Source organism: Brachybacterium atlanticum (genome assembly GCF_025669985.1).
GTDB classification, from domain to species: Bacteria; Actinomycetota; Actinomycetes; order Actinomycetales; family Dermabacteraceae; genus Brachybacterium; species Brachybacterium conglomeratum.
On record NZ_JAKJJW010000038.1, the window covers coordinates 13,695 to 32,350 of the forward strand.

The window sequence follows — 18,656 nt, forward strand, 5'->3', positions numbered from 1 at the left end:
TGCACAGATCCCCTCAGGTGAGGGCTGATACTTGCTCGACTGAGCGTATATGACTACGCTCACCCTCAGTTGAGAAGCCTCCCCGCTCATCTGAGCGAACGGTCGTCCCGTCGGCCGTGCCCTCCCGGGCACGCCCCCGAGGCGCTGACCGTGCCCGCCCTCCGCGACGACGCGCCCGAGCGGCCCGTCTCCGCGATGTTCACAGGAGAACAGCGCATGGGTCCCCGTCCCCACCCCTCACCCCCGCCACGGCCCTCCCGTCCCCGACGGCGCACGGTCCTCGGCGCCGGGCTCGCCGCGGGCCTCGGTGCCGCCGGCCTCGCCGGATGCGGCGCCGGCTCCTCCGCCGGCGGGAAGGAGTCGATCGTCGTCGCGATCGTCTCGAACCCGCAGATGCAGGACGCGATCAGCCTCATCGACCGCTTCACCGCCCAGCATCCCGACATCGACGTGCGCTTCGTGTCCCTGCCGGAGAACGAGGCGCGCGCGAAGATCACCGCCTCGGTCGCCTCCGGCGGCGGCGAGTTCGACGTCGTGATGATCTCGAACTACGAGACCCCGCTGTGGGCCCCGAACGGCTGGCTCACCGACCTCGAGTCGTACATCGCCCGCACCGAGGGCTACGCGCCGGAGGACTTCGTCCCCACGATCAAGGACGCGCTCACCGTCGACGGCGCGATGTACTCCGTCCCCTTCTACGGCGAGAGCGCCTTCCTCGTCTACCGCCAGGACCTCTTCGACGAGGCGGGCCTGACCATGCCCGAACGTCCCGGCTGGGACGAGATCCGCTCCTTCGCCCGGACCCTGCACGACCCCGAGGCGGGCATGAGCGGGATCGCGCTGCGCGGACTCGCGGGCTGGGGCGAGAACCTCGCCCCGATGAGCACCGTGATCAACACCTTCGGCGGCTGCTGGTTCGACATGGACTGGGCGCCGCGACTGGACTCCCCCGAGGTGCACGACGCCGTGGCGCTCTACGTCGACACCCTGCGCTCCTACGGCCAGCCCGGCGCCGCGACCTCCGGCTTCGGCGAGTGCCTGACCCAGTTCAGCCAGGGCAACGCCGCCATGTGGTTCGACGCCTCCTCGATGGTCTCCGGGGTGGAGAACCCCGACTCCTCGACCGTCGTGGGGAAGACCGGCTACGCGCTCGGGCCGACGAAGGACACCGAGTACGCCGGCTGGCTCTACTCCTGGGCGCTCGCGATCCCCGAGACCAGCCGCAAGAAGGACGCGGCCTGGGAGTTCATCGCCTGGATGACCCACCCCGACTACTTCCAGCTGGTGGGCCAGGAGATCGGCTGGGAGGCGCTGCCGCCCGGATCGCGTCTGTCCACCTACGAGATCCCCGAGTACGCGGAGCTCTCGAAGACCTACGCAGAGCCGACCCTCGACTCGATGGAGAACTCGACCCAGGAGAACTCGATGACCGTGGACGTCCCCTACGACGGGCTGCAGAACGTCGTGATCCCCGAGTTCCAGGACCTCGGCACCCGCGTCGGCCAGCAGTTCTCCGCCGCGATCGCCGGGCAGAAGAGCGTCGGCGAGGCCCTCGACCAGGCGCAGGGCTTCGCCGAGTCCGTCGCCCGCACCTACGGCTGGGAGGGCTGAGCCATGACCGCATTGGACACCGCACCCGCGCCCGGAGGGCGCGCCCCGTCGGCCGACGGGGCCCGCTCCCACCGCCGCGAGGACGGGACCTCCCGCGCCGAGGGCTGGCGTCGTCGGCTCCCGCTGATGCCCGCCTTCGTGTTCGTCGTGATCTGCACCCAGATCCCGTTCCTGCTCACGATCTGGTACTCGCTGCGCTCACGGAACCTGCTGCGCCCCGAGGGCGAGACGTTCGTGGGGCTGCGGAACTATCTCGACCTCGCCGTCGACTCGACCTTCCGCACCGCGGCGCTGAACTCGATCCTCATCACGCTGGGCTGTGTGCTCGTCTCGCTGCTGCTGGGGCTCGGGCTCGCGCTGCTGCTGGACCGGGAGTTCGTGGGCCGCGGATTCATCCGCACCCTGCTGATCACGCCGTTCCTGATCATGCCGGTGGCCAGCGCGATGCTGTGGTCGATCTCGATGTTCGACCCCACCTACGGGCTCGTGAACTGGCTGATCGGCACCGTCGGCATCTCCCCGGTGGACTGGACCAGCCAGTTCCCGATGCTCTCGATCATCGTCGCGCTGGTGTGGCAGTGGACGCCGTTCATGATGCTGCTGCTCCTGGCCGGCCTGCAGTCCCAGACCGGCGACGTGCTCGAGGCGGCGCAGATGGACGGGGCCGGGACGTGGACCACCTTCGTCCACATCACTCTCCCCCACCTGCGGTTCTACCTCGAGCTGTCGGTGCTGCTGGGCGCGATCTACGTGGTCAACACCTTCGACCAGATCTACCTCATGACCGCGGGCGGGCCCGGCACGGCGTCCGCGAACCTGCCGTTCTACATCTACCAGCGTGCCTTCCTCGGCTTCGACATCGGGCAGTCCGCCGCGATGGGCGTGGTCACGGTCATCGCCACGATCGTCATCGCGACCTTCGCGCTGCGCCTGATCTTCACGAGCATCAACACCAAGGAGCAGTCATGACCGCCACCCTCGATCGACGAACTGCGAGGAACGAGCGGGAGGAGAGGGAGTCATGAGCACAGCGACAGTCTCCCCGTCGGCCGCTCCTGCCGCCGTGCGCGCTCCCCGCGCCCGCCGCGGGAAGGGCCGGATCGGCGGGCACCTGCTCTCCGTCCTCGCCTGGGCGGTCGGCCTGCTGTTCTTCGCCCCGGTGGCATGGATGGTGCTGACCAGCTTCAAGCAGGAGTCGCAGGCCGCCTCGAACCCGCCCGCCTTCTTCTTCACGCCGACGCTCGAGCAGTACACCTCGATCATCAGCTCCGCCCAGGTCGGCTCGTACGTGCTGAACTCGGCGCTCGCCACCGGCATCTCGACGCTGCTGGTGCTGGTCCTCGCGGTGCCCGCCGCGTACGCGGTGAGCATCCGGCCCGTGAAGCGCACGCAGGACGTGCTGTTCTTCTTCATCTCCACGAAGATGCTGCCGGTGGTCGCGGTGATCATGCCGATCTACGTGATCGCCGGGCAGATCCGGATGCTCGACAACATCCTCACGCTGATCGTCCTGTACACGGCGATGAACCTGCCGATCGCGCTGTGGATGATGCGCTCGTTCTTCCTCGAGGTGCCCGGCGAGGTGCTCGAGGCGGCCTCGATCGATGGCGCCTCACTGCTGCGCACCATGCGCACGGTGCTGCTGCCGATGGTCGCCCCGGGCGTCGCCGCGACGGCGCTGATCTGCGTGATCTTCGCGTGGAACGAGTTCTTCTTCGCCCTGAACCTCACCGCGGCGAACGCGGCGACCGTGCCGATCTTCCTGATGTCGACCATGACCTCGGAGGGGCTGTTCCTGGCCCGGCTCTCGGCCGCCTCGGTGCTCGCCTCGCTGCCGGTGGTGCTCGCCGGCTGGATCGCACAGAAGCAGCTGGTGCGCGGCCTGTCGATGGGTGCGGTGAAGTAAGCGGCCGGGCCGACCGGAACCGTCGGCCGGGCCGCTCACCTCTCACCGTCGGCCGGGCCCCGCCCCTCACCGCCGGGCGGACCGCTGCGAGACGTGGCTTTCTGCTCCTATCAGGCCCGATAGAGACAGAAAGCCACGTCTCGATGAGTGTCGGCGCCCGCGGCCCGGCCGCCGTTCAGTCGCCGGGGACGTCGCGCTCGATCTCGGCGAGCCAGGCGGTCGACGCGGCGTCCGAGGGCATCCGCCAGTCGCCGCGCGGTGAGAGCGAGCCGCCGGCCAGCACCTTCGGGGCGTTCGGCAGGGCGGAGCGCTTGAACTGGTTGGAGAAGAAGCGCCTGGTGAACACGGTCAGCCAGTGCTTGATCTCCTCGCGGGAATAGGCGCGGCGGTCCTCCTCGGCGTAGCCGGCCGGCCACTGACCCGCCTCCGCATCACCCCAGGCCTGATGGGCGAGATAAGCGATCTTGCCGGGGCCGTAGCCGCGACGCAGCAGGTGATAGAGCGCGAAGTCGTGCAGCGCGTAGGGGCCGATGGAGTCCTCGGTGGACTGCGCCTTCTGCCCGGGCGCGGTGGGGATCAGCTCCGGGGAGATCTCGGTGTCGAGCACGGCGCGCAGCACCTCGGCGGTCGCGGCGTCGAAGACCCCCTCGGAGATGACCCAGCGGATCAGGTGCTGGATGAGGGTCTTCGGCACGCCGGCGTTCACGCCGTAGTGGGACATGTGGTCGCCCACCCCGTAGGTGCACCAGCCCAGCGCCAGCTCGGAGAGATCGCCGGTGCCCACCACGATGCCGCCGTGGTGGTTCGCGAGGCGGAACAGGTAGTCGTAGCGCATCCCGGCCTGGACGTTCTCGAAGGTCACGTCGTACACCGGCTCACCCTCGCCGAATGGGTGACCCATGTCCTTGAGCATCTGGGTGGAGGCGGGGCGGATGTCGATCGTCTCGAAGCTCGCGCCGATCGCCCTCGAGAGCAGCTCAGCGTTGGAGCGGGTGTGCTCGGTGGTGGCGAAGCCCGGCATCGTAAAGGCGAGGATCTCGGAGCGGTCTCGGCCCAGCAGGTCCATCGCGCGGGCGCACACGATGAGCGCGTGGGTGGAGTCGAGTCCCCCGGAGACGCCGATGACCGGGCGGGTGCCGCCGGGCTTGTCCCCGCCGATCTGCTTCAGACGTCGCACCAGCCCTGCGACCTGGATGTTGTACGCCTCGTAGCAGTCCTGGGCGAGGCGCGCGGGGTCGTCGGGCACGAAGGGAAAGCGGTCGAGGTGGCGGCGCAGCGGGCCGGTCGCGGGCGGGGTCCGCAGGGCGGGCAGCTCAGCACCGGTCGCGGCGGAGCGGGCGTCGTGCTGTGCCTGCGCGGCGCGACGCCGGCCGCCGAGGAGGATCGGGTCGGGCAGCTCCTCGTCGGCGTCGTCGGCCTCGTCGTCCCAGAATTCGGTCGGCTCCCACGGACCGAAGAGGCTCGTCTCCTCCCAGCCGTCGAACTTCTCGAGCGAGGTCGCATGGGTGCGGCGGTTGTCGTCGAAGGTGTTCTGGCGGCGGCGCTCGGCGACGATCCGGTCGAGGTCGACGTCGACGATCGTGGAGCGCACGCCCGTCGGGAACCGCTCGGACTCGCCCAGCAGGTCACCGCACTCGTAGACGAAGGTCTGTCCGTCCCAGGCGAGATCCGTCGTGGACTCCCCCTCGCCGGCGGCGGCATAGATGTACGCGGCCTGGCCGCGGGCGGAAGCGGAGCGGGCCATGAGCTTGCGGTCCTCGGCGCGGCCGATCGTGATCGGGGAGCCCGACAGGTTCGCGATCACGGTGGCGCCGGCGAGCGCGGCCTCGGCCGACGGCGGGACCGGCACCCACATGTCCTCGCAGACCTCGACGAACAGCGACAGGCCGGGCACGTCCTCGACTTGGATGATGCCGTGCGGGGTGAGCTGCGCGAACTGTCCGCCGAGGATCACCTCCTCGCCCGCCGCGTCGTCGCCCGGGGCGAACCAGCGCCGCTCGTAGAACTCGCGATAGGTGGGGAGGTTCTGCTTCGGGGCGATGCCGAGGATCTGCCCGCGGTGGATGACGACGGCGCAGTTGAAGACGCGGGAGCGGTCCTTCGCGCGCAGCGGGGCGCCGAGCACGATGATCGGCATCAGCTCCTCGCTCGCCTCGAGCACGGTGAGCACCGCCTGCTCGGCCGCGTCCAGCAGCGGCTCCTGCAGGACGAGGTCGTCGAGGGAGTAGCCGGTCAGGGACAGCTCGGGGAAGACCGCGATCCCGACCTGCTGGTCGTGCAGGTCGCGCAGCACCTCGAGGTGGCGCTCGGCGTTCGTGGCCGGGTCGGCGAGCGCGACCGGCAGCGTCACCGCGGCGACGCGCACGAAGCCGTGGTCGTAGATCGAGGCATGGGGGTCCGTGGCCGCGGCCGCGTGACCGGCGGTGTCCGTCGCAGAGGTCATGGCCCGAGCGTAGTGCGCCGCGCCCCTCCCCGTCGGCCCCTGGCCGGGACGGACAGCGCCACGACCTGGGCGACGCTGCGATAGTTTGACCCGGTGGAACATCGGCACGGCGCAGGCGGGAGGCATCGACGATGAGCTCCCGCAGACCCCTTCTCGGCTGGCTCCTGATCGCCCCGAGCCTGATCGGCGTCACCTGCTTCCTGATCCTGCCGGTGGTGCTCGCCTTCGTGGTATCCCTGTTCCGCTGGGACCTGCTGGGCACGCGCACCTTCCTGGGCCTGGACAACTACGCCTCCCTGCTGTCCGACGGCGCGCTCGCGAACTCCCTGCTGGTCACGGGCGTGTTCACGCTGATCTCGGTGCCGGTGTCGCTCGCGATCGGGCTCGTGCTCGCCACGCAGCTGGTGCGGGCGCTGCCGGGCTCGGCGATCGTGCGGGTGATCGTGGTGATCCCGTGGGTGTGCGCGCCGCTCGCGCTCGGCGTGGTGTGGAAGTGGATCTTCCAGCCGTCGGTCGGCGCGCTGAACCAGATCCTCGGGGTGCGGATCGAGTGGCTGACCGATCCCTCGCTCGCCCTGCCGGCGGTCGCCTTCGTCGCGATCTGGCAGAACGTCGGCTACATCTCGCTGTTCTTCCAGGCGGGGCTGTCGCGGATCCCCGGCTCGATCTACGAGGCCGCCCGGATCGACGGCGCGAACGCCGGGCAGCAGCTGTGGTTCATGACGATCCCGCTGCTGCGCCCGACGACGTTCTTCCTCGCCGTCACCCAGGTGGTCGCCTCCTTCCAGGTGTTCGACATGGTCTTCGCCCTCACCGGCGGCGGGCCGCAGCACCGCACCGAGGTGATCGCCTCCCTGATCTACCACGAGGCCTTCGAGGCCAGCCGCCTGGGCCGCGCGAGCGCGGTGGCGGTGATCCTGTTCGTCCTGCTGGTGGTGATCACGGTGATCCAGCAGCGCTGGTTCTCCCAGCGCATCACCTACGACATGAGCTGAGAGGAGGGACGAGATGACTGCTCACGATCCGAGCCCGGCCGACGGGCGCTCCGCGCCTGCTGCCGACGACGGCTCCGTCGGCCGCGATCACAGGCGCACCGCCCGCCCCTCCGGGGGCCGTCGGCCGCTGACCGGCTCGCTGCTCGCGCGCCGCGTGCTCGGCGTCGGCGCGACCTATCTCGTGCTGATCGTCGCGGCCGTGCTCACGCTCGGGCCGTTCCTGTTCTCGGTGATGACCGCGCTCACCTCCACCACGCAGTTCGCGCAGGAGGGGCCGCTGTCGATCCCCGCCCCGCCGGTGCTGGACAACCTGATCGCCCTGTTCAGCTCCGAGGACGGCTTCGTCACCCCCGTCGCGGTGACCGTGCAGATGGTCGCCGTGATCCTGGTGGGGCAGATGGTGTTCTCGGTGCTGGCCGCCTATGCCTTCGCCCAGCTCCGCTTCCCCGGCCGTGACCTGCTGTTCTGGGTGTACATCGCGACGCTGATGGTGCCGCAGGTGGTGGTCGTGGTGCCGCTGTACCTGATGCTCTCGGAGATGGGGCTGCGCAACACCTTCTGGGCGCTCGTGCTGCCCTTCGTGCTCGGCTCCCCCTACGCGATCTTCCTGCTGCGGGAGAACTTCCGCGGCATCCCCTCCGAGCTCATGGACGCGATGCGGATCGACGGCGCCGGGACGCTGCGCCTGCTGTGGCACCTGGTGGTGCCGCTGAACCGGCCGATCATCGTCACCCTCGTGCTGATCACGGTGGTCACCCACTGGAACAGCTTCATGTGGCCGATGGTGATCACCTCCGGGCCCGAATGGCGGGTGATCACCGTGGCGACCTCTGCGCTGCAGTCGCAGTACAACAACAACTGGACCCTGGTGATGGCCGGGACGACGCTGGCGATGCTGCCGCTGGTGATCCTCATGATCGTCTTCCAGAAGCAGATCACCCGCTCCGTCGGCGACGCGACGCTGCGCTGAGGGCCGCACACCGCCCCGTCTCGGTAGGTCATCCAGCGCCCCCCGACGGGGCCGGCGGACGATAATGGGCAGGACATCACTTCCCGGAAGGACCTCCCATGCTGAAGCGTCGTACCCTCCTCTCCTCCTTCGCCGCCGCCGGCCTGCTCGGCACCGCGGCGGCCTGCTCCCCGTCGGGCGGCGGTGACAGCGGCTCCGGCGGCGAGGGCGGCGGCAGCGACGCCGGCGGCAGCAGCGGCGGCGACAAGGGCACGCTGACCTTCCGCCTGTGGGACGAGAACGCGGTGGCCGCCTACGAGGAGTCCTTCGCCGCGTTCACCGAGCAGTCCGGCTGGAACGTGACGATCGACGTGGTGCCGTGGGCGGACTACTGGACACGCCTGCCGCTGGACGTCGCCAGCGGCGATGCGGCCGACGTGTACTGGATGAACTCCGCGAACTACGTGCTGTACAAGGACTCCGGCGACCTGCTGGACATCAACGAGGTCGTCCCCGACGGCGCCTCGCAGTGGGAGAAGGCCGTGGTGGACCTGTACTCGCGCGACGGCGGGCTCTGGGGCGTGCCCCAGATCTGGGACTCGATCGCCGTGTTCTACAACAAGGCGCTGGTCGAGGAGGCGGGCGTGGATCCGTCGGCCCTCGCCTTCGACCCGGCCGCCGACACGGACTCCCTGCGCGAGGCGGGCCGGAAGCTCACGGTGGACGGCGAGGGCCGCCACCCGGGCGAGGACGGCTTCGACGTGGACTCCCGTGCGCAGTTCGGCTTCAACTCGCAGGCCGACCGGCAGGCGATCATCGGCCCGATGCTCGCCTCCAACGGCGCGCAGTGGCAGGACGAGGACGAGTACACCTTCGCCTCCCCCGAGGGCATCGAGGCATTCCAGTACATGGCCGACCTGATCAACGTCGAGAACATCGCGCCCAGCGCCGCGGACACCAACGAGAACGGCGACTTCACCCGCGACCTGTTCACCCAGGGCAAGCTCGCCCTGTTCCAGTCCGGGCCCTACAACCTGCTGCCGGTCTCCGACGGCGTCGCCGACTCCTTCGAGTGGGCGCTCGCCGCCCCGGTCGCCGGCCCCGACGGGGCGAAGTCGCTGGTCCACGGCGTGGTCGCCGTCGGCAACGCGAAGGCCGACGACGAGCAGCAGGCCGGCATCGCCGAGCTGCTGACCTGGCTCGGCTCGAAGGACGGTCAGCTCCCGCTCGCGGAGCAGGGCGTCTCCTTCCCCGGCCACGTCGACGCGCAGGATGCGTACATCGAGTTCTGGAAGGGCAAGGGCGTGGACGTCAGCGTGTTCGTCGAGGCGGCGAAGAACCCCGCCGAGGCCGACACCGGCGCCCGCGCGAACGCCGGGCTGACCGCCGCGATGCCGATCTTCCAGGAGGTCTTCATCGGACGGCTCTCCGCCGCCGACGGGATCCCGCAGGCGCAGGAGGAGGGCAACGCCGCCATGGCGGAGTGAGCCGCGGGCTCTCCACCGCTCCCTCACAGTTCGTGCCCCGAACGTGCCCAGGAAGGGCTGTCGCTCCAGGTCAGGGCGTGGGAATCTAGCCCCATGACACAGAGCGCACCCCCGGACGGCCCGCCTCCGCCCCTCCCGCCGGTCGACCATGCCTCCCCGCAGAGGGCTCCCGGCCCGGAGGGGCCGGGGATCGCCGCCGAGCACGTCAGCCGCGCCTTCGGCAGCGTGCAGGCGGTGGCGGACCTGAGCTTCACCGCGCCGCGCGGGGCGGTCACGGCACTGGTCGGCCCGAACGGCTGCGGCAAGTCGACGCTGATGCTCATGCTGGCCTCGCTGCTGGCCCCCGATTCGGGCCGGGTGCTGGTCGGCGGTGTCGACCCCGCGGAGGACTCCGCCGCGGTGCGCGCGCAGGTGGGCTGGATGCCGGACCAGTTCGGGGCGTGGGACTCGCTGCGGGTCGCCGAGGTGCTCGAGGTGATGGGCCGTGCCTACTTCCTGCCCACCGCGCAGCTGCGCGGGAGGGTGGACGAGCTGCTGGAGCTGCTGGACCTCGTGCCGCTCGCGCAGCAGCCCGCGCACGTGCTCTCCCGCGGGCAGAAGCAGCGCCTGGGCCTGGCTCGTGCGCTCGTGCACGACCCGCAGGTGCTGGTCCTCGACGAACCCGCCTCCGGCCTGGACCCCGCCTCGCGCCGACGCCTGCTGCAGGTGGTCCGCTCACGGGCGGCTGGCGGCGCGACCGTGCTGGTCTCCAGCCACATCCTCGGCGAGCTCGAAGAGATGGCCGACCACGTCGTCTTCATGGACGGCGGCCGCGCCGTGGACGCCTCGAGCCTCCGCGACCTCGCCGCCCGGCCGCGCCCGTGGCGGATCTCCTCGCTGCACCACCAGGCGCTCGTCGAGGCGCTCGATCACCTGCAGGTGCGCCACGGCGAGGTGCTGCCCGGCGACCGCACCACCTCCGGTCATGCGGAGGCGGTGGTGGAGCTGCCCGACGACGCGACCGCCGCCCGCCTGCTCGCGGATCTCACCGCCGCGGGCGCCCGGATCATCGGCTTCGGCCCGACGACGGGTCGGCTCGAGGCCGCCTATCTCGCCTCCGACGCCGCCCAGCGAGAAGGAGCCCTGTGATGAGCACTCCCCAGACCCTCGAGGCCGGTCCCGGGACCGACCGTCCCCGCGGCCGCGGCAGCTATGCGCTGCGCTGGCGCGGCCTGCGGCTGGTCACCTCGCTCGAGCTGCGCCAGCGCCTGCGCTCCAAGCGCTGGTACGTGGCACTGGCGGTGTGGACGCTGGTGATGATGGGCATCGGCGCGCTCGGCCTCGGCCCGACGCTGTACTCCGCGCAGTGGGAGGACGTCGGCCCGATCGCGGCGATGGTGTTCAGCCTGCAGATGATCCTGGTGCTCTTCGCGATGCTGCTGGTGGTGCCGGCGCTGTCGGCCGGATCCATCAACGGCGACCGCACCGCCGGGACCCTCGCCACGCTGCAGGCCAGCCTGCTCAGTCCCGCCGAGATCGTGCTCGGCAAGCTGCTCGCGGGCTTCCTCACCGGCCTCGCCTTCCTGGTCCTCGCCCTGCCCTCGCTGGTGCCGATCGCGCTGCTGGGCAGCATCGGGATCCTGTACATGCTGCGGCTGCTCGGGGTGATCGTGCTGCTCACCCTGTGCGTGACCGCGGTGGGGCTCGGGCTCTCGGCGCTCACCTCGCGGCAGCTCGGCTCGGTGGTGCTCGCCTACGTGATCGTGTTCGGGGTGACGGTGGTGCTGCCGATCGCGTGGGGCTCCACCGCCGTAGTGCTGAACGAGGAGCGGGAGGTCACGAACTACTACACCGTCTACGACGACGAGTACTCGATGGAGAAGAGCCGGTGCGCGGCGGAGCAGGTCGAGGAGACGGTGCCGCGGCTGGACCTCTCCCTGCCGCTGCTGTGGGGGAACCCGGTGGTGCTCCTGGCCGAGGCCGCGCCGACCCTTCCTGCGGACTACGACCCCCTCGAGGACCCGGACACGGACCTGCTGACGACGCTGAAGACCGGGATGCGCTCCGCCGCGACCACCACCCACCCCGTCCACTCCGTGTACTGCTCGCCGGACGACCCCGGCTATCCCACCGATCTCGGCACGCCGCCGAACCGTCCGGTGTGGCCGATGGGTCTCGGGCTGTGGCTGCTCGCCGGGGCGCTGTCGCTGCTGGTCGCCGTGCGGCGGCTCGCCGTGCCGATCCGACGGCTCGGCGCAGGCACCCGGATCGCCTGAGGCGACGGGGCCGGTCGTGGTCAGGTGCTGGCGTCCCGCGTTCCGGTACGGCGATATATCCGTACCGGGACGCAGGGCGCCATCAGTCGACCACGCGCCGAGGGCCGGTACAGGGCCGCCGGTTCAGCGCTCGCGCAGCCCGGTGACCGTGTCGGGGATGTCGTGCAGGTGCGAGGCCTGCTCGGAGGGGCTGTTGCCGCCGCCGGTGAAGGCCGAGCCCTCGGAGCCGAAGTCCGGCAGCACGCCCTGGGCGAGGTCCGCCTGCCGCACGGCGGTGTCGGAGGCGCCGGGGGCGTTCTCGTCCACCCACAGCCGCTCCCCCGCCGCGTCGAGGTCGAAGATCTCCAGCGCGTGGTCGCCGCCGTCGGCCTGGAGGCGCTTGCGCAGCGCGGCGCGCACCGCGGGGTCCTTCGCCCGGTCGGCGCGGGTGCCGAACTCGGGGGCGACCAGCGCGTACGGGGTCTCGCGGCGCATGTATCCGCCGGCCGGGCCGTAGAGCACGTCGCGCAGTCCGCTCTTCATCGCCTGCGTCGCCGCGAGGCCCAGCAGTGGCACGACCATGAGCGCGAGCAGGGTGAGGAACACCCAGGTCAGGGCCGTCCCGGCGCCGAGCAGCGGGAGCAGGACCGCGGCGAGGATGGTCCCGGCGAGCGTCCAGCCCGCGCAGAGCCAGCCGGTCAGCGCGCACACCCGCGCCTCCCACGGGTTCACGCGGGCCCGGTGCGCCCACTCGGCGTAGGTGCGCTGGTCGCGCACCTGGGCGCGGTGGCCGGAGGAGAGCTGGATCGCGAGCGCGGGGGCGAGCGCGCAGCCGGCCGCGACGAGCACGAGCAGGGGGAGCCCGACGGCGAGGTGCTGCCAGCGCAGCGGGGTCTCGACCTGGGACAGTCCCGTCGCAGACAGGGAGCTCAGGACGGTGACGAGGTCCGCGATGCCGAGCACCAGCCAGGAGGTCCCCGCGAGGGCGGGCAGAACCCAGGTCAGTGCCGAGCGGGCGATGAGGGCGAGCGCGGCGAGGGCGCCGCGGGGGCTCCTCGCCCCGTCGGCCGCGAGGGTGCCGGGGTTCGGCGGCAGGTGCCGGCGGTCCTGGGCGAGGTGCCGCCGGGCGGCGGCGCGTCGGCGCTCCGGGTCGGTGCCGATGCGCGCCTCGGTGTGCAGCGCCTCGTGGGAGGTGATCCCGAGCAGCCGCGCGGCGGGAACGGTGCGACGCACGAGCACCCAGGCGAGCTCGAGGGCGACCAGCCCGGCGCACCACACGGAGAGCGAGCCTGCGCCGAGCCCGGTCCAGGGCTGGGGCAGGCCGAGCACGACCGTGAGCGGCAGGGCGAGGACGGTGAGCACCGGCAGCGCGAGGAGCATCGCGGTGGTGCGGTCCTCGACGCCGCGCTGGAACTGCGTCTCGGAGAGGAAGCGGCGGGGCTGCAGCGGTGCGACCAGGCGCGGCACCAGCAGCGCCCCGAGCAGGCTCAGCACCGTCGCGACGGCCGGGAGCAGCAGGAACGCGGTCCACAGCCCCTCGGAGGTGAAGTTCAGGGCGCTCATCGCCTGGCGCAGGTAGGCCGGATCGCCGAGACCGGCGAGGAGGGAGAAGAACCAGAAGGTCGGCGAGGCGCCGACGACGTACAGGGTCAGCAGCACGTACCAGAGGCCGAGCAGCACGAGCGCCGGCGCCCAGAGGCGACGCAGCAGGCGGCGGAGGATCTCGCGCCGGGACTCGACCATGATCTCCCCCGGCGAGACCAGGTGCGTCTCCTCCTCCGGCAGCCGAGGCGGCGACGGCAGGTCCGTCAGCGGCGGCAGCGTCCGGGAGTGGGGAGAGGTCATCACGGGAACCGGCGGCGCCTCAGACGGTGCGGCGGCCGAGGAACGCGCGGCCCAGGGTCATCTCGTCGGCGTAGTCGAGGTCGCCGCCGACGGGCAGCCCGGAGGCGAGGCGCGTGACGGTCAGCTCGAGCGGTCCGAGCAGGCGGGAGAGATAGGCGGCGGTGGCCTCGCCCTCGATGTTCGGGTCCAGTGCGAGGATGACCTCCTGGGTCTCCCCGGAGCCGAGGCGGCTCATCAGCTGGGTGATGCGCAGGTCGTTCGGGCCGACGCCGCCGATCGGGTCGATCGCGCCGCCGAGCACGTGGTAGCGGCCCCTGAACTCGCGGATCTTCTCGATCGCGACGATGTCCTTGGACTCCTCGACCACGCAGATCACCTCGTCGCTGCGGCGCGGGTCGGTGCAGATGCGGCACTTCTCCTCCGCCGAGACGTTCCCGCAGATCTCGCAGAAGCGGACGGTGTCCTTGACCTGGACGAGCACCTCGGCGAGCCGGCGCACGGCGGCGTCGTCGGCGTCCAGCAGATGGAACGCGATCCGCTGCGCCGACTTGGGGCCGATGCCCGGCAGCTTGCCGAGCTCGTCGATGAGGTCCTGGACGATGCCTTCGTACACGCGTCTCACTCTAGTTCCCGGGGCCGACGTGCGGCGACGGCGTCGAGGTGGTGTGGATCGCGGCGCGCGGTGCCGAGCGCGGCGCTCGGACGGTCGGCCGCCGCCGAGCCGTCGCTCCTGAGAGGTAGGGCCGTCGTTCCTGGTGGACGAGGGCCCCGTTCGCGTCGGCGATCGATACGCTGACGATCCCGACCCACTCTCGATGCGGAGAACCATGGCCAGGCTTCCCGACACCCTCCTCGACGCCGTGCAGGCGCGCGTGCTCGAGGGTCTCGCCGACCTCGGCGCCCCTGACGCGCTGGCCGGCGAGATCGCGCAGCGCGTGGTCGCGTACCTGCGCAACACCTCCGAGACCACGGTGAGCGTGGAGCAGGACGGCACCACCTTCGTGATCACCGGCGACATCCCGGCGATGTGGCTGCGGGACTCCGCCGCGCAGCTGACCCCGCTGCTGCGGCTCGTGGTCGCCGGGGTCGGAGCCGCCGAGGACCGTGTCGCGCTGGTCGCGCTGCTCGCCGGTCTGCTGCGCCGCCACTGGCAGTACCTCGAGATCGACCCGTACGCCAACGCCTTCAACCGCGTCCCGGACTCCTCCCACTGGGACGCGGACGAGACCGAGCGCGACAACCCCTGGGCGTGGGAGCGCAAGTTCGAGCTCGACTCCCTCTCCTACGGCCCAGACCTCGCCTGGTGGTTGTGGCGCGCGACCGGGGACACCTCCTGGGCCGACGAGCGCCTCCTGCCCGCGGCCCGCGCGATCCTCTCCACCGTCCGGGCCGAGCAGCACCACGAGGAGCGCTCCGCGTACTTCTTCCGACGCTCCGGCGTGCCCGCCCAGGACACCCTCGCCCGGGAGGGGCGCGGCTCCCTGACCACGCCGAACGGCCTGGTGCGGGCGGGCTTCCGCCCCTCGGACGACGCCTGCGAGCTGGGCTACAACATCCCCGGCAACCACTTCCTCGCCCTCGCCCTGGAGCGTCTCGCGGAGCTGCTGGAGCAGGTCGCGGACGCCCCGGCGGACGCGGACGAGGCGCGGGCGCGGGCGGAGCAGATCCGTGCGGCGCTGGTCGAGCACGGCACGATCGAGGGGCCGACGGGCGAGCGGGTCTGGGCCTACGAGATCGACGGCCGCGGCGAGCACCGGTTCCTGGACGACGCGAACGTGCCGAGCCTGCTCGCCCTGCCGTACCTGGGCTGCGTGGCGCAGGATGATCCGCTGTACCTGGCCACCCGCGCCGCGGTGCTCTCGCGCAGCAACCCCTGCTACTACGAGGGGCTGTACCTCGAGGGCGTCGGCTCCCCGCACACCCCGAGAGACCATGTGTGGCCGATCGCGCTCGCGGTCGAGGGGCTGACCAGCGCGGAGCGCGGCGAGAAGCTGCGTCTGCTCGAGCTGATGATCCGCACGGACGGCGGGACCGGGATGATGCACAAGGGCGTGCACGTGGACGACCCGTCGGTGTTCACGCGGGAGTGGTTCTCCTGGTCGAACTCGATGTTCTGCGAGCTGGCGCTGGAACTGGCCGGTGTCCTGCGAGACCGGTCCGGCACGCACGAGGGGGCGGTTTCCCGCGCCTGAGCCCCGGGCATGACGGGGATCCACCGCAGAGGGCGGCGGCCCTGGCGGTGCTGGTGGCATCCCGCCTGCCGCGATAGCGTCTGACCGGGCCGCCGCCATCCTGCCCGGCCCGACGCCGACCGCGAACAGGACGAGTACCGATGTCGCCGATGCCCGCCCCGTACGACGCCGCCGAGCCCGCCACCTCCTGCCGGATCACGGAGGCTCCCGAGATCACGACGGCCGTCGTGGTCCAGCACGACTTCCCGATGTACGACATGCCCGCCCTGATGGACGGCACGTTCTCCCATCTCGCCGAGGCGCTCGCGGCGCAGGGCATCCGCCCGATCGGCCCCGCGTTCTCCCTGCACCACCGGGCGCCGGTCGCGACGGCCGATCTCGAGGTGGGCTTCCCGGTGGACGCCCCGCTGACCGAGCCCCTCGAGCTGCCCAGCGGCTACGAGGTCATCGGGTCGAGCATCCCGGGCGGTCGCATCGCCTGGATCTCGCACATGGGCACCTACGGCGGCCTCGCGGAGAAATGGGGGGCGTTCACCGAGCAGGTCGGGGAGTCGGATGAGCAGATGACGTACCCGTTCTGGGAGTTCTACGTCACCGAGCCGCATCCCGACATGAACCCGGCGACCCTGCGCACGGACCTGTTCTCCCTGCTCGAGCCGCGCAGCTGATCGCCGTGCGGGCGGGTGCGCGCCGGTTCTGCACCCGCCGGCTCAGGCAGTCGGCCTCGCGGTGCTGACCCGAACGAGTCGGGTCAGCGCGGGCGGGTCTCGTCGATGACCTCGAGGACCCTGCCGCCGAGCAACTTCTCGATCACCTCGCGGCCGTTCCGGGTCGCGACGACGGCGTCCTCGTCGTCCCGGGTCGCGCCGCCGGTCGGGTCCGGATCGGCCTCCGATGCCTGATCCGACTGGCCTCGCCCTCCTCGCAGGCGCTGACCTGCGGTGCGGGACGCCATCGCGGCCTCGCGGACGAGCGCGGCGCCGCTGCGCGGCGCGTCTGCCGCCGACGGTGCGGCGGGTGCGGTGGTGGGGGCTGCGGCAGGCGGAGCCGACGGTGCCGCGGAGCGCGCCGGGGATGATCCCGAGGCGGTGCCGGTGACCGCCGCCGCGGCGCCCCAGGAGCTCGTCGCGCGTGCGGCGGCGGAGCCATCCGCGCCGCCCGGCGCGACCTGGCCGTCGGGCTGAGCTGGGTCGTCGTGCGGGACGGCACGGCCGAGCCCGGCCGGCGGGGCGGTGTCCGGCGAGGTGGGTGAGGCGACCTCGGGGGCCGCGCTGGACTCGCGCGGCATGTCGACGTCCTGTGCGACGTCCTCCGGCTCCTGGACCGGGGCCTCGCCCGGTCCTGAGGCGGAGGCGTCCGCCCCCTGCGCGAGGTGCGCGGCGGGCAGCGAGCGGACCACGCGACCCTCCGCGAGGGCACGCTTGAGCGCGTTCTGGCCGAAGGTGCGGGGCTCCTCCGCCGGCAGCCTGTCGCGTCCCTCGTCCTCGACCTCGAGCGGCGGGCCCGCTGACGCGGACCTCGGTCGCGCCTCGCCAGCAGCATCGCCCGCTGCCGACGCCGTGGACGCGGAGGCCCCGGGCGCCGACGGTGCGGCCGCCGCGGTGGATCGGGACGGAGCGGAGGGGGCGCCGGCTCCCGTGCCTCGGTCCTCGGGCGCCTCCGACCAGCGGCCTCCGCCCGGCGCCGCGGTGGTCGGCTGGTGCTGTGCGGGCGGGCCGTACTCCTCGGGGTCCGGCGGGTAGGGGTCGTCGGGCTCCGGCGGGAAGTCGTCGGCCGGGGCGTAGGAGGGTCCGGCCGGAGCGTTCCTCGCGGCGCGCGCGGCGGCGGCCATCGCTCGTTCCGAGGCGCGCTGGCCGACGGACGCGGGCTCCTGCCGCTCCGGACCGTCACCGCCGGCGGGCGCCGCCGACCGGGCGACCGACGACGGGCCGGCCGACGAAGCAGCCGAAGGAGCTGCCGACGGCGCTGCGGAGCCCGACGCGGACGGTGCGCGGGCGGGCGCCGAGTCGCGCGGCGCCATCGCGGAGGCGGCGTCTCCCCACGGCGCTCCCCCGGTCCGCGGAGCCTGGCCGCCGGACGGGTCCTCCGCGGTCGGACCACCGGAGGCTCCGCCTCCCTGTCTGCCCGGGCCGGGAGCGTCCTGCCCGACAGAGCCCTGCCCGCGGGGAGCCCAGTCGCCCGAACCGCCCCGGCCACCCGGGCCGCCCGGGTCACCGAAGTCGGCAGGGCCACCGGGGCCGGCGTTCCCCGGCCCGGCACCGCCAGGAACGTTCCCGCCAGGTCCTCTGCCGGCGGAGCCCGGACCTGCGGGGCCCCCTCCGCCGGGGCCTTCACCACCGGGGCCAGCGCTGCCGGGACCGGGATCCTCCCCGACGACGGCATCGACCATGACCTCGATGTGCATGATGCGACGGACAGCGTCGGCGAGGTTCTCCGCCGCCGTGCCGCGGCGGAAGGCGCTCACGAGGCCCTCTGTGCGGAAACCGAGCACGAGGGTGCTGCCGTTCACGCCGTTGACGTGCGCGTTCTGTGAGATCAGAGCCCAGCTTGGGCGGCGGATCTGCTGCAGCTCGTCGAGGATCGCGGACCAGTGCCCGCGCACTGCGTCGGCATCGATGCCGCCGCCCGAGGCGGGGGCACCCTGCGGCGCGGTCGGGGCGTCGGCGGATGTCGGAGCCGTCGGTGCCGGAGCGCCCTGGCCGCCTGGCTCCCCCTGCCCGGCCTGCGGCTCTCGACGCTCTTCGCCCGAGGCCTGGCCGGCACCGGCGAGCGCACCCCAGGAGGAGTCCTGGGCGGGTGCCGTCCGCGTCGGCTCGCCCTGCGGGCTCCCGCTCTGCGCGACGGCCGGGGCGTCCTGCGTCGGAGCGCCCTGCGCCGGAGCATTCTGCGTCGGGGCAGGCGGTGCGCTGGGGGCGGCCGCGGGGGCGGGGCGCCCGCCTCCGCGCGCCTGCCGGGCGGCCTCGGCGCGCTCCTGGGCGATGCGTCGGGCCTCCT

14 protein-coding genes are annotated in these 18,656 nt (G+C 72.3%); 10 read left to right on the plus strand and 4 right to left on the minus strand.

Annotation, left to right across the window (positions count from 1 at the left end; all coding sequences use genetic code 11):
• Positions 1-150 precede the first annotated feature (150 nt).
• Genes L3K22_RS14535 through L3K22_RS14545 form a run of 3 tightly spaced genes read left to right on the plus strand, consistent with a single transcriptional unit; the run spans position 151 to position 3,517 of the window.
• Positions 151-1,611, plus strand: coding sequence for an ABC transporter substrate-binding protein (locus L3K22_RS14535; RefSeq protein WP_308445950.1), 1,461 nt, complete (start codon positions 151-153; stop codon positions 1,609-1,611).
• A 3-nt stretch (positions 1,612-1,614) separates the two neighbouring features.
• A complete protein-coding gene (locus L3K22_RS14540; protein ID WP_263312019.1) occupies positions 1,615-2,580 on the plus strand; it encodes a carbohydrate ABC transporter permease in 966 nt (321 codons plus the stop codon).
• 52 nt (positions 2,581-2,632) lie between these two features.
• The gene (locus L3K22_RS14545) at positions 2,633-3,517 is read left to right on the plus strand and encodes a carbohydrate ABC transporter permease (RefSeq protein ID WP_263312020.1); all 885 of its coding nucleotides are present in this window, start codon (positions 2,633-2,635) and stop codon (positions 3,515-3,517) included.
• 175 nt (positions 3,518-3,692) lie between these two features.
• Here the strand turns inward: L3K22_RS14545 and L3K22_RS14550 are convergent, their stop codons facing one another.
• Positions 3,693-5,960 carry an NAD(+) synthase gene (locus L3K22_RS14550; RefSeq protein WP_263312021.1) on the minus strand — a complete coding sequence of 756 codons (2,268 nt, stop codon included), beginning with the start codon at positions 5,958-5,960 and terminating at the stop codon, positions 3,693-3,695.
• Positions 5,961-6,091: 131 nt separating this feature from the next.
• Here L3K22_RS14550 and L3K22_RS14555 point away from each other — a divergent pair, with 131 nt between their 5' ends.
• From L3K22_RS14555 to L3K22_RS14575, 5 genes are all read left to right on the plus strand, one after another.
• Entirely contained in the window at positions 6,092-6,955 is an 864-nt protein-coding gene (locus tag L3K22_RS14555) for a carbohydrate ABC transporter permease (RefSeq protein ID WP_263312022.1), read from the plus strand.
• Between the two features lie 13 nt (positions 6,956-6,968).
• Positions 6,969-7,925 carry a carbohydrate ABC transporter permease gene (locus L3K22_RS14560; RefSeq protein ID WP_263312023.1) on the plus strand — a complete coding sequence of 319 codons (957 nt, stop codon included), beginning with the start codon at positions 6,969-6,971 and terminating at the stop codon, positions 7,923-7,925.
• A 98-nt stretch (positions 7,926-8,023) separates the two neighbouring features.
• On the plus strand, positions 8,024-9,391 hold the full coding sequence (locus L3K22_RS14565) for an ABC transporter substrate-binding protein (protein ID WP_263312024.1): 1,368 nt from the start codon (positions 8,024-8,026) through the stop codon (positions 9,389-9,391).
• 93 nt (positions 9,392-9,484) lie between these two features.
• Positions 9,485-10,519, plus strand: a complete 1,035-nt coding sequence (locus L3K22_RS14570) for an ABC transporter ATP-binding protein (RefSeq protein WP_263312025.1) — start codon at positions 9,485-9,487, stop codon at positions 10,517-10,519.
• Positions 10,519-11,646: an ABC transporter permease gene (locus L3K22_RS14575; protein ID WP_263312026.1), complete on the plus strand. Its 1,128-nt coding sequence runs from the start codon at positions 10,519-10,521 to the stop codon at positions 11,644-11,646. The genes L3K22_RS14570 and L3K22_RS14575 overlap by 1 nt, the downstream gene beginning before the upstream one ends.
• A gap of 123 nt (positions 11,647-11,769) precedes the next feature.
• On the opposite strand, the gene L3K22_RS14580 is transcribed toward L3K22_RS14575, so the two are convergent.
• Both L3K22_RS14580 and recR read right to left on the minus strand, forming a co-directional pair.
• Entirely contained in the window at positions 11,770-13,470 is a 1,701-nt protein-coding gene (locus L3K22_RS14580; RefSeq protein ID WP_263312027.1) for a hypothetical protein, read from the minus strand.
• A 19-nt stretch (positions 13,471-13,489) separates the two neighbouring features.
• Positions 13,490-14,083 (minus strand): recombination mediator RecR, encoded by a 594-nt coding sequence (gene recR, locus L3K22_RS14585; RefSeq protein WP_263312028.1) that lies wholly within the window; start codon positions 14,081-14,083, stop codon positions 13,490-13,492.
• 214 nt (positions 14,084-14,297) lie between these two features.
• Here recR and L3K22_RS14590 point away from each other — a divergent pair, with 214 nt between their 5' ends.
• Both L3K22_RS14590 and L3K22_RS14595 read left to right on the plus strand, forming a co-directional pair.
• Positions 14,298-15,662, plus strand: coding sequence for a glycoside hydrolase family 125 protein (locus L3K22_RS14590; protein WP_263312029.1), 1,365 nt, complete (start codon positions 14,298-14,300; stop codon positions 15,660-15,662).
• A gap of 140 nt (positions 15,663-15,802) precedes the next feature.
• Positions 15,803-16,330, plus strand: coding sequence for a GyrI-like domain-containing protein (locus L3K22_RS14595; RefSeq protein ID WP_263312030.1), 528 nt, complete (start codon positions 15,803-15,805; stop codon positions 16,328-16,330).
• Between the two features lie 83 nt (positions 16,331-16,413).
• Here the strand turns inward: L3K22_RS14595 and L3K22_RS14600 are convergent, their stop codons facing one another.
• Complete coding sequence (locus L3K22_RS14600) at positions 16,414-17,493, minus strand: hypothetical protein (RefSeq protein WP_263312031.1); 1,080 nt, start codon at positions 17,491-17,493, stop codon at positions 16,414-16,416.
• Between the last annotated feature and the right edge of the window lie 1,163 nt (positions 17,494-18,656).

Excerpts from the sequence above, each read along its gene's own strand:
- L3K22_RS14590 (WP_263312029.1), top strand. The coding sequence starts at position 14,298 with ATGGCCAGGCTTCCCGACACCCTCCTCGACGCCGTGCAGGCGCGCGTG.
- L3K22_RS14545 (WP_263312020.1), top strand. The coding sequence starts at position 2,633 with ATGAGCACAGCGACAGTCTCCCCGTCGGCCGCTCCTGCCGCCGTGCGC.
- L3K22_RS14575 (WP_263312026.1), top strand. The coding sequence starts at position 10,519 with ATGAGCACTCCCCAGACCCTCGAGGCCGGTCCCGGGACCGACCGTCCC.
- L3K22_RS14580 (WP_263312027.1), bottom strand. The coding sequence starts at position 13,470 with ATGACCTCTCCCCACTCCCGGACGCTGCCGCCGCTGACGGACCTGCCG.
- L3K22_RS14550 (WP_263312021.1), bottom strand. The coding sequence starts at position 5,960 with ATGACCTCTGCGACGGACACCGCCGGTCACGCGGCCGCGGCCACGGAC.
- L3K22_RS14560 (WP_263312023.1), top strand. The coding sequence starts at position 6,969 with ATGACTGCTCACGATCCGAGCCCGGCCGACGGGCGCTCCGCGCCTGCT.
- L3K22_RS14565 (WP_263312024.1), top strand. The coding sequence starts at position 8,024 with ATGCTGAAGCGTCGTACCCTCCTCTCCTCCTTCGCCGCCGCCGGCCTG.
- L3K22_RS14595 (WP_263312030.1), top strand. The coding sequence starts at position 15,803 with ATGTCGCCGATGCCCGCCCCGTACGACGCCGCCGAGCCCGCCACCTCC.
- L3K22_RS14555 (WP_263312022.1), top strand. The coding sequence starts at position 6,092 with ATGAGCTCCCGCAGACCCCTTCTCGGCTGGCTCCTGATCGCCCCGAGC.
- L3K22_RS14570 (WP_263312025.1), top strand. The coding sequence starts at position 9,485 with ATGACACAGAGCGCACCCCCGGACGGCCCGCCTCCGCCCCTCCCGCCG.
- L3K22_RS14600 (WP_263312031.1), bottom strand. The coding sequence starts at position 17,493 with ATGGCCGCCGCCGCGCGCGCCGCGAGGAACGCTCCGGCCGGACCCTCC.
- L3K22_RS14540 (WP_263312019.1), top strand. The coding sequence starts at position 1,615 with ATGACCGCATTGGACACCGCACCCGCGCCCGGAGGGCGCGCCCCGTCG.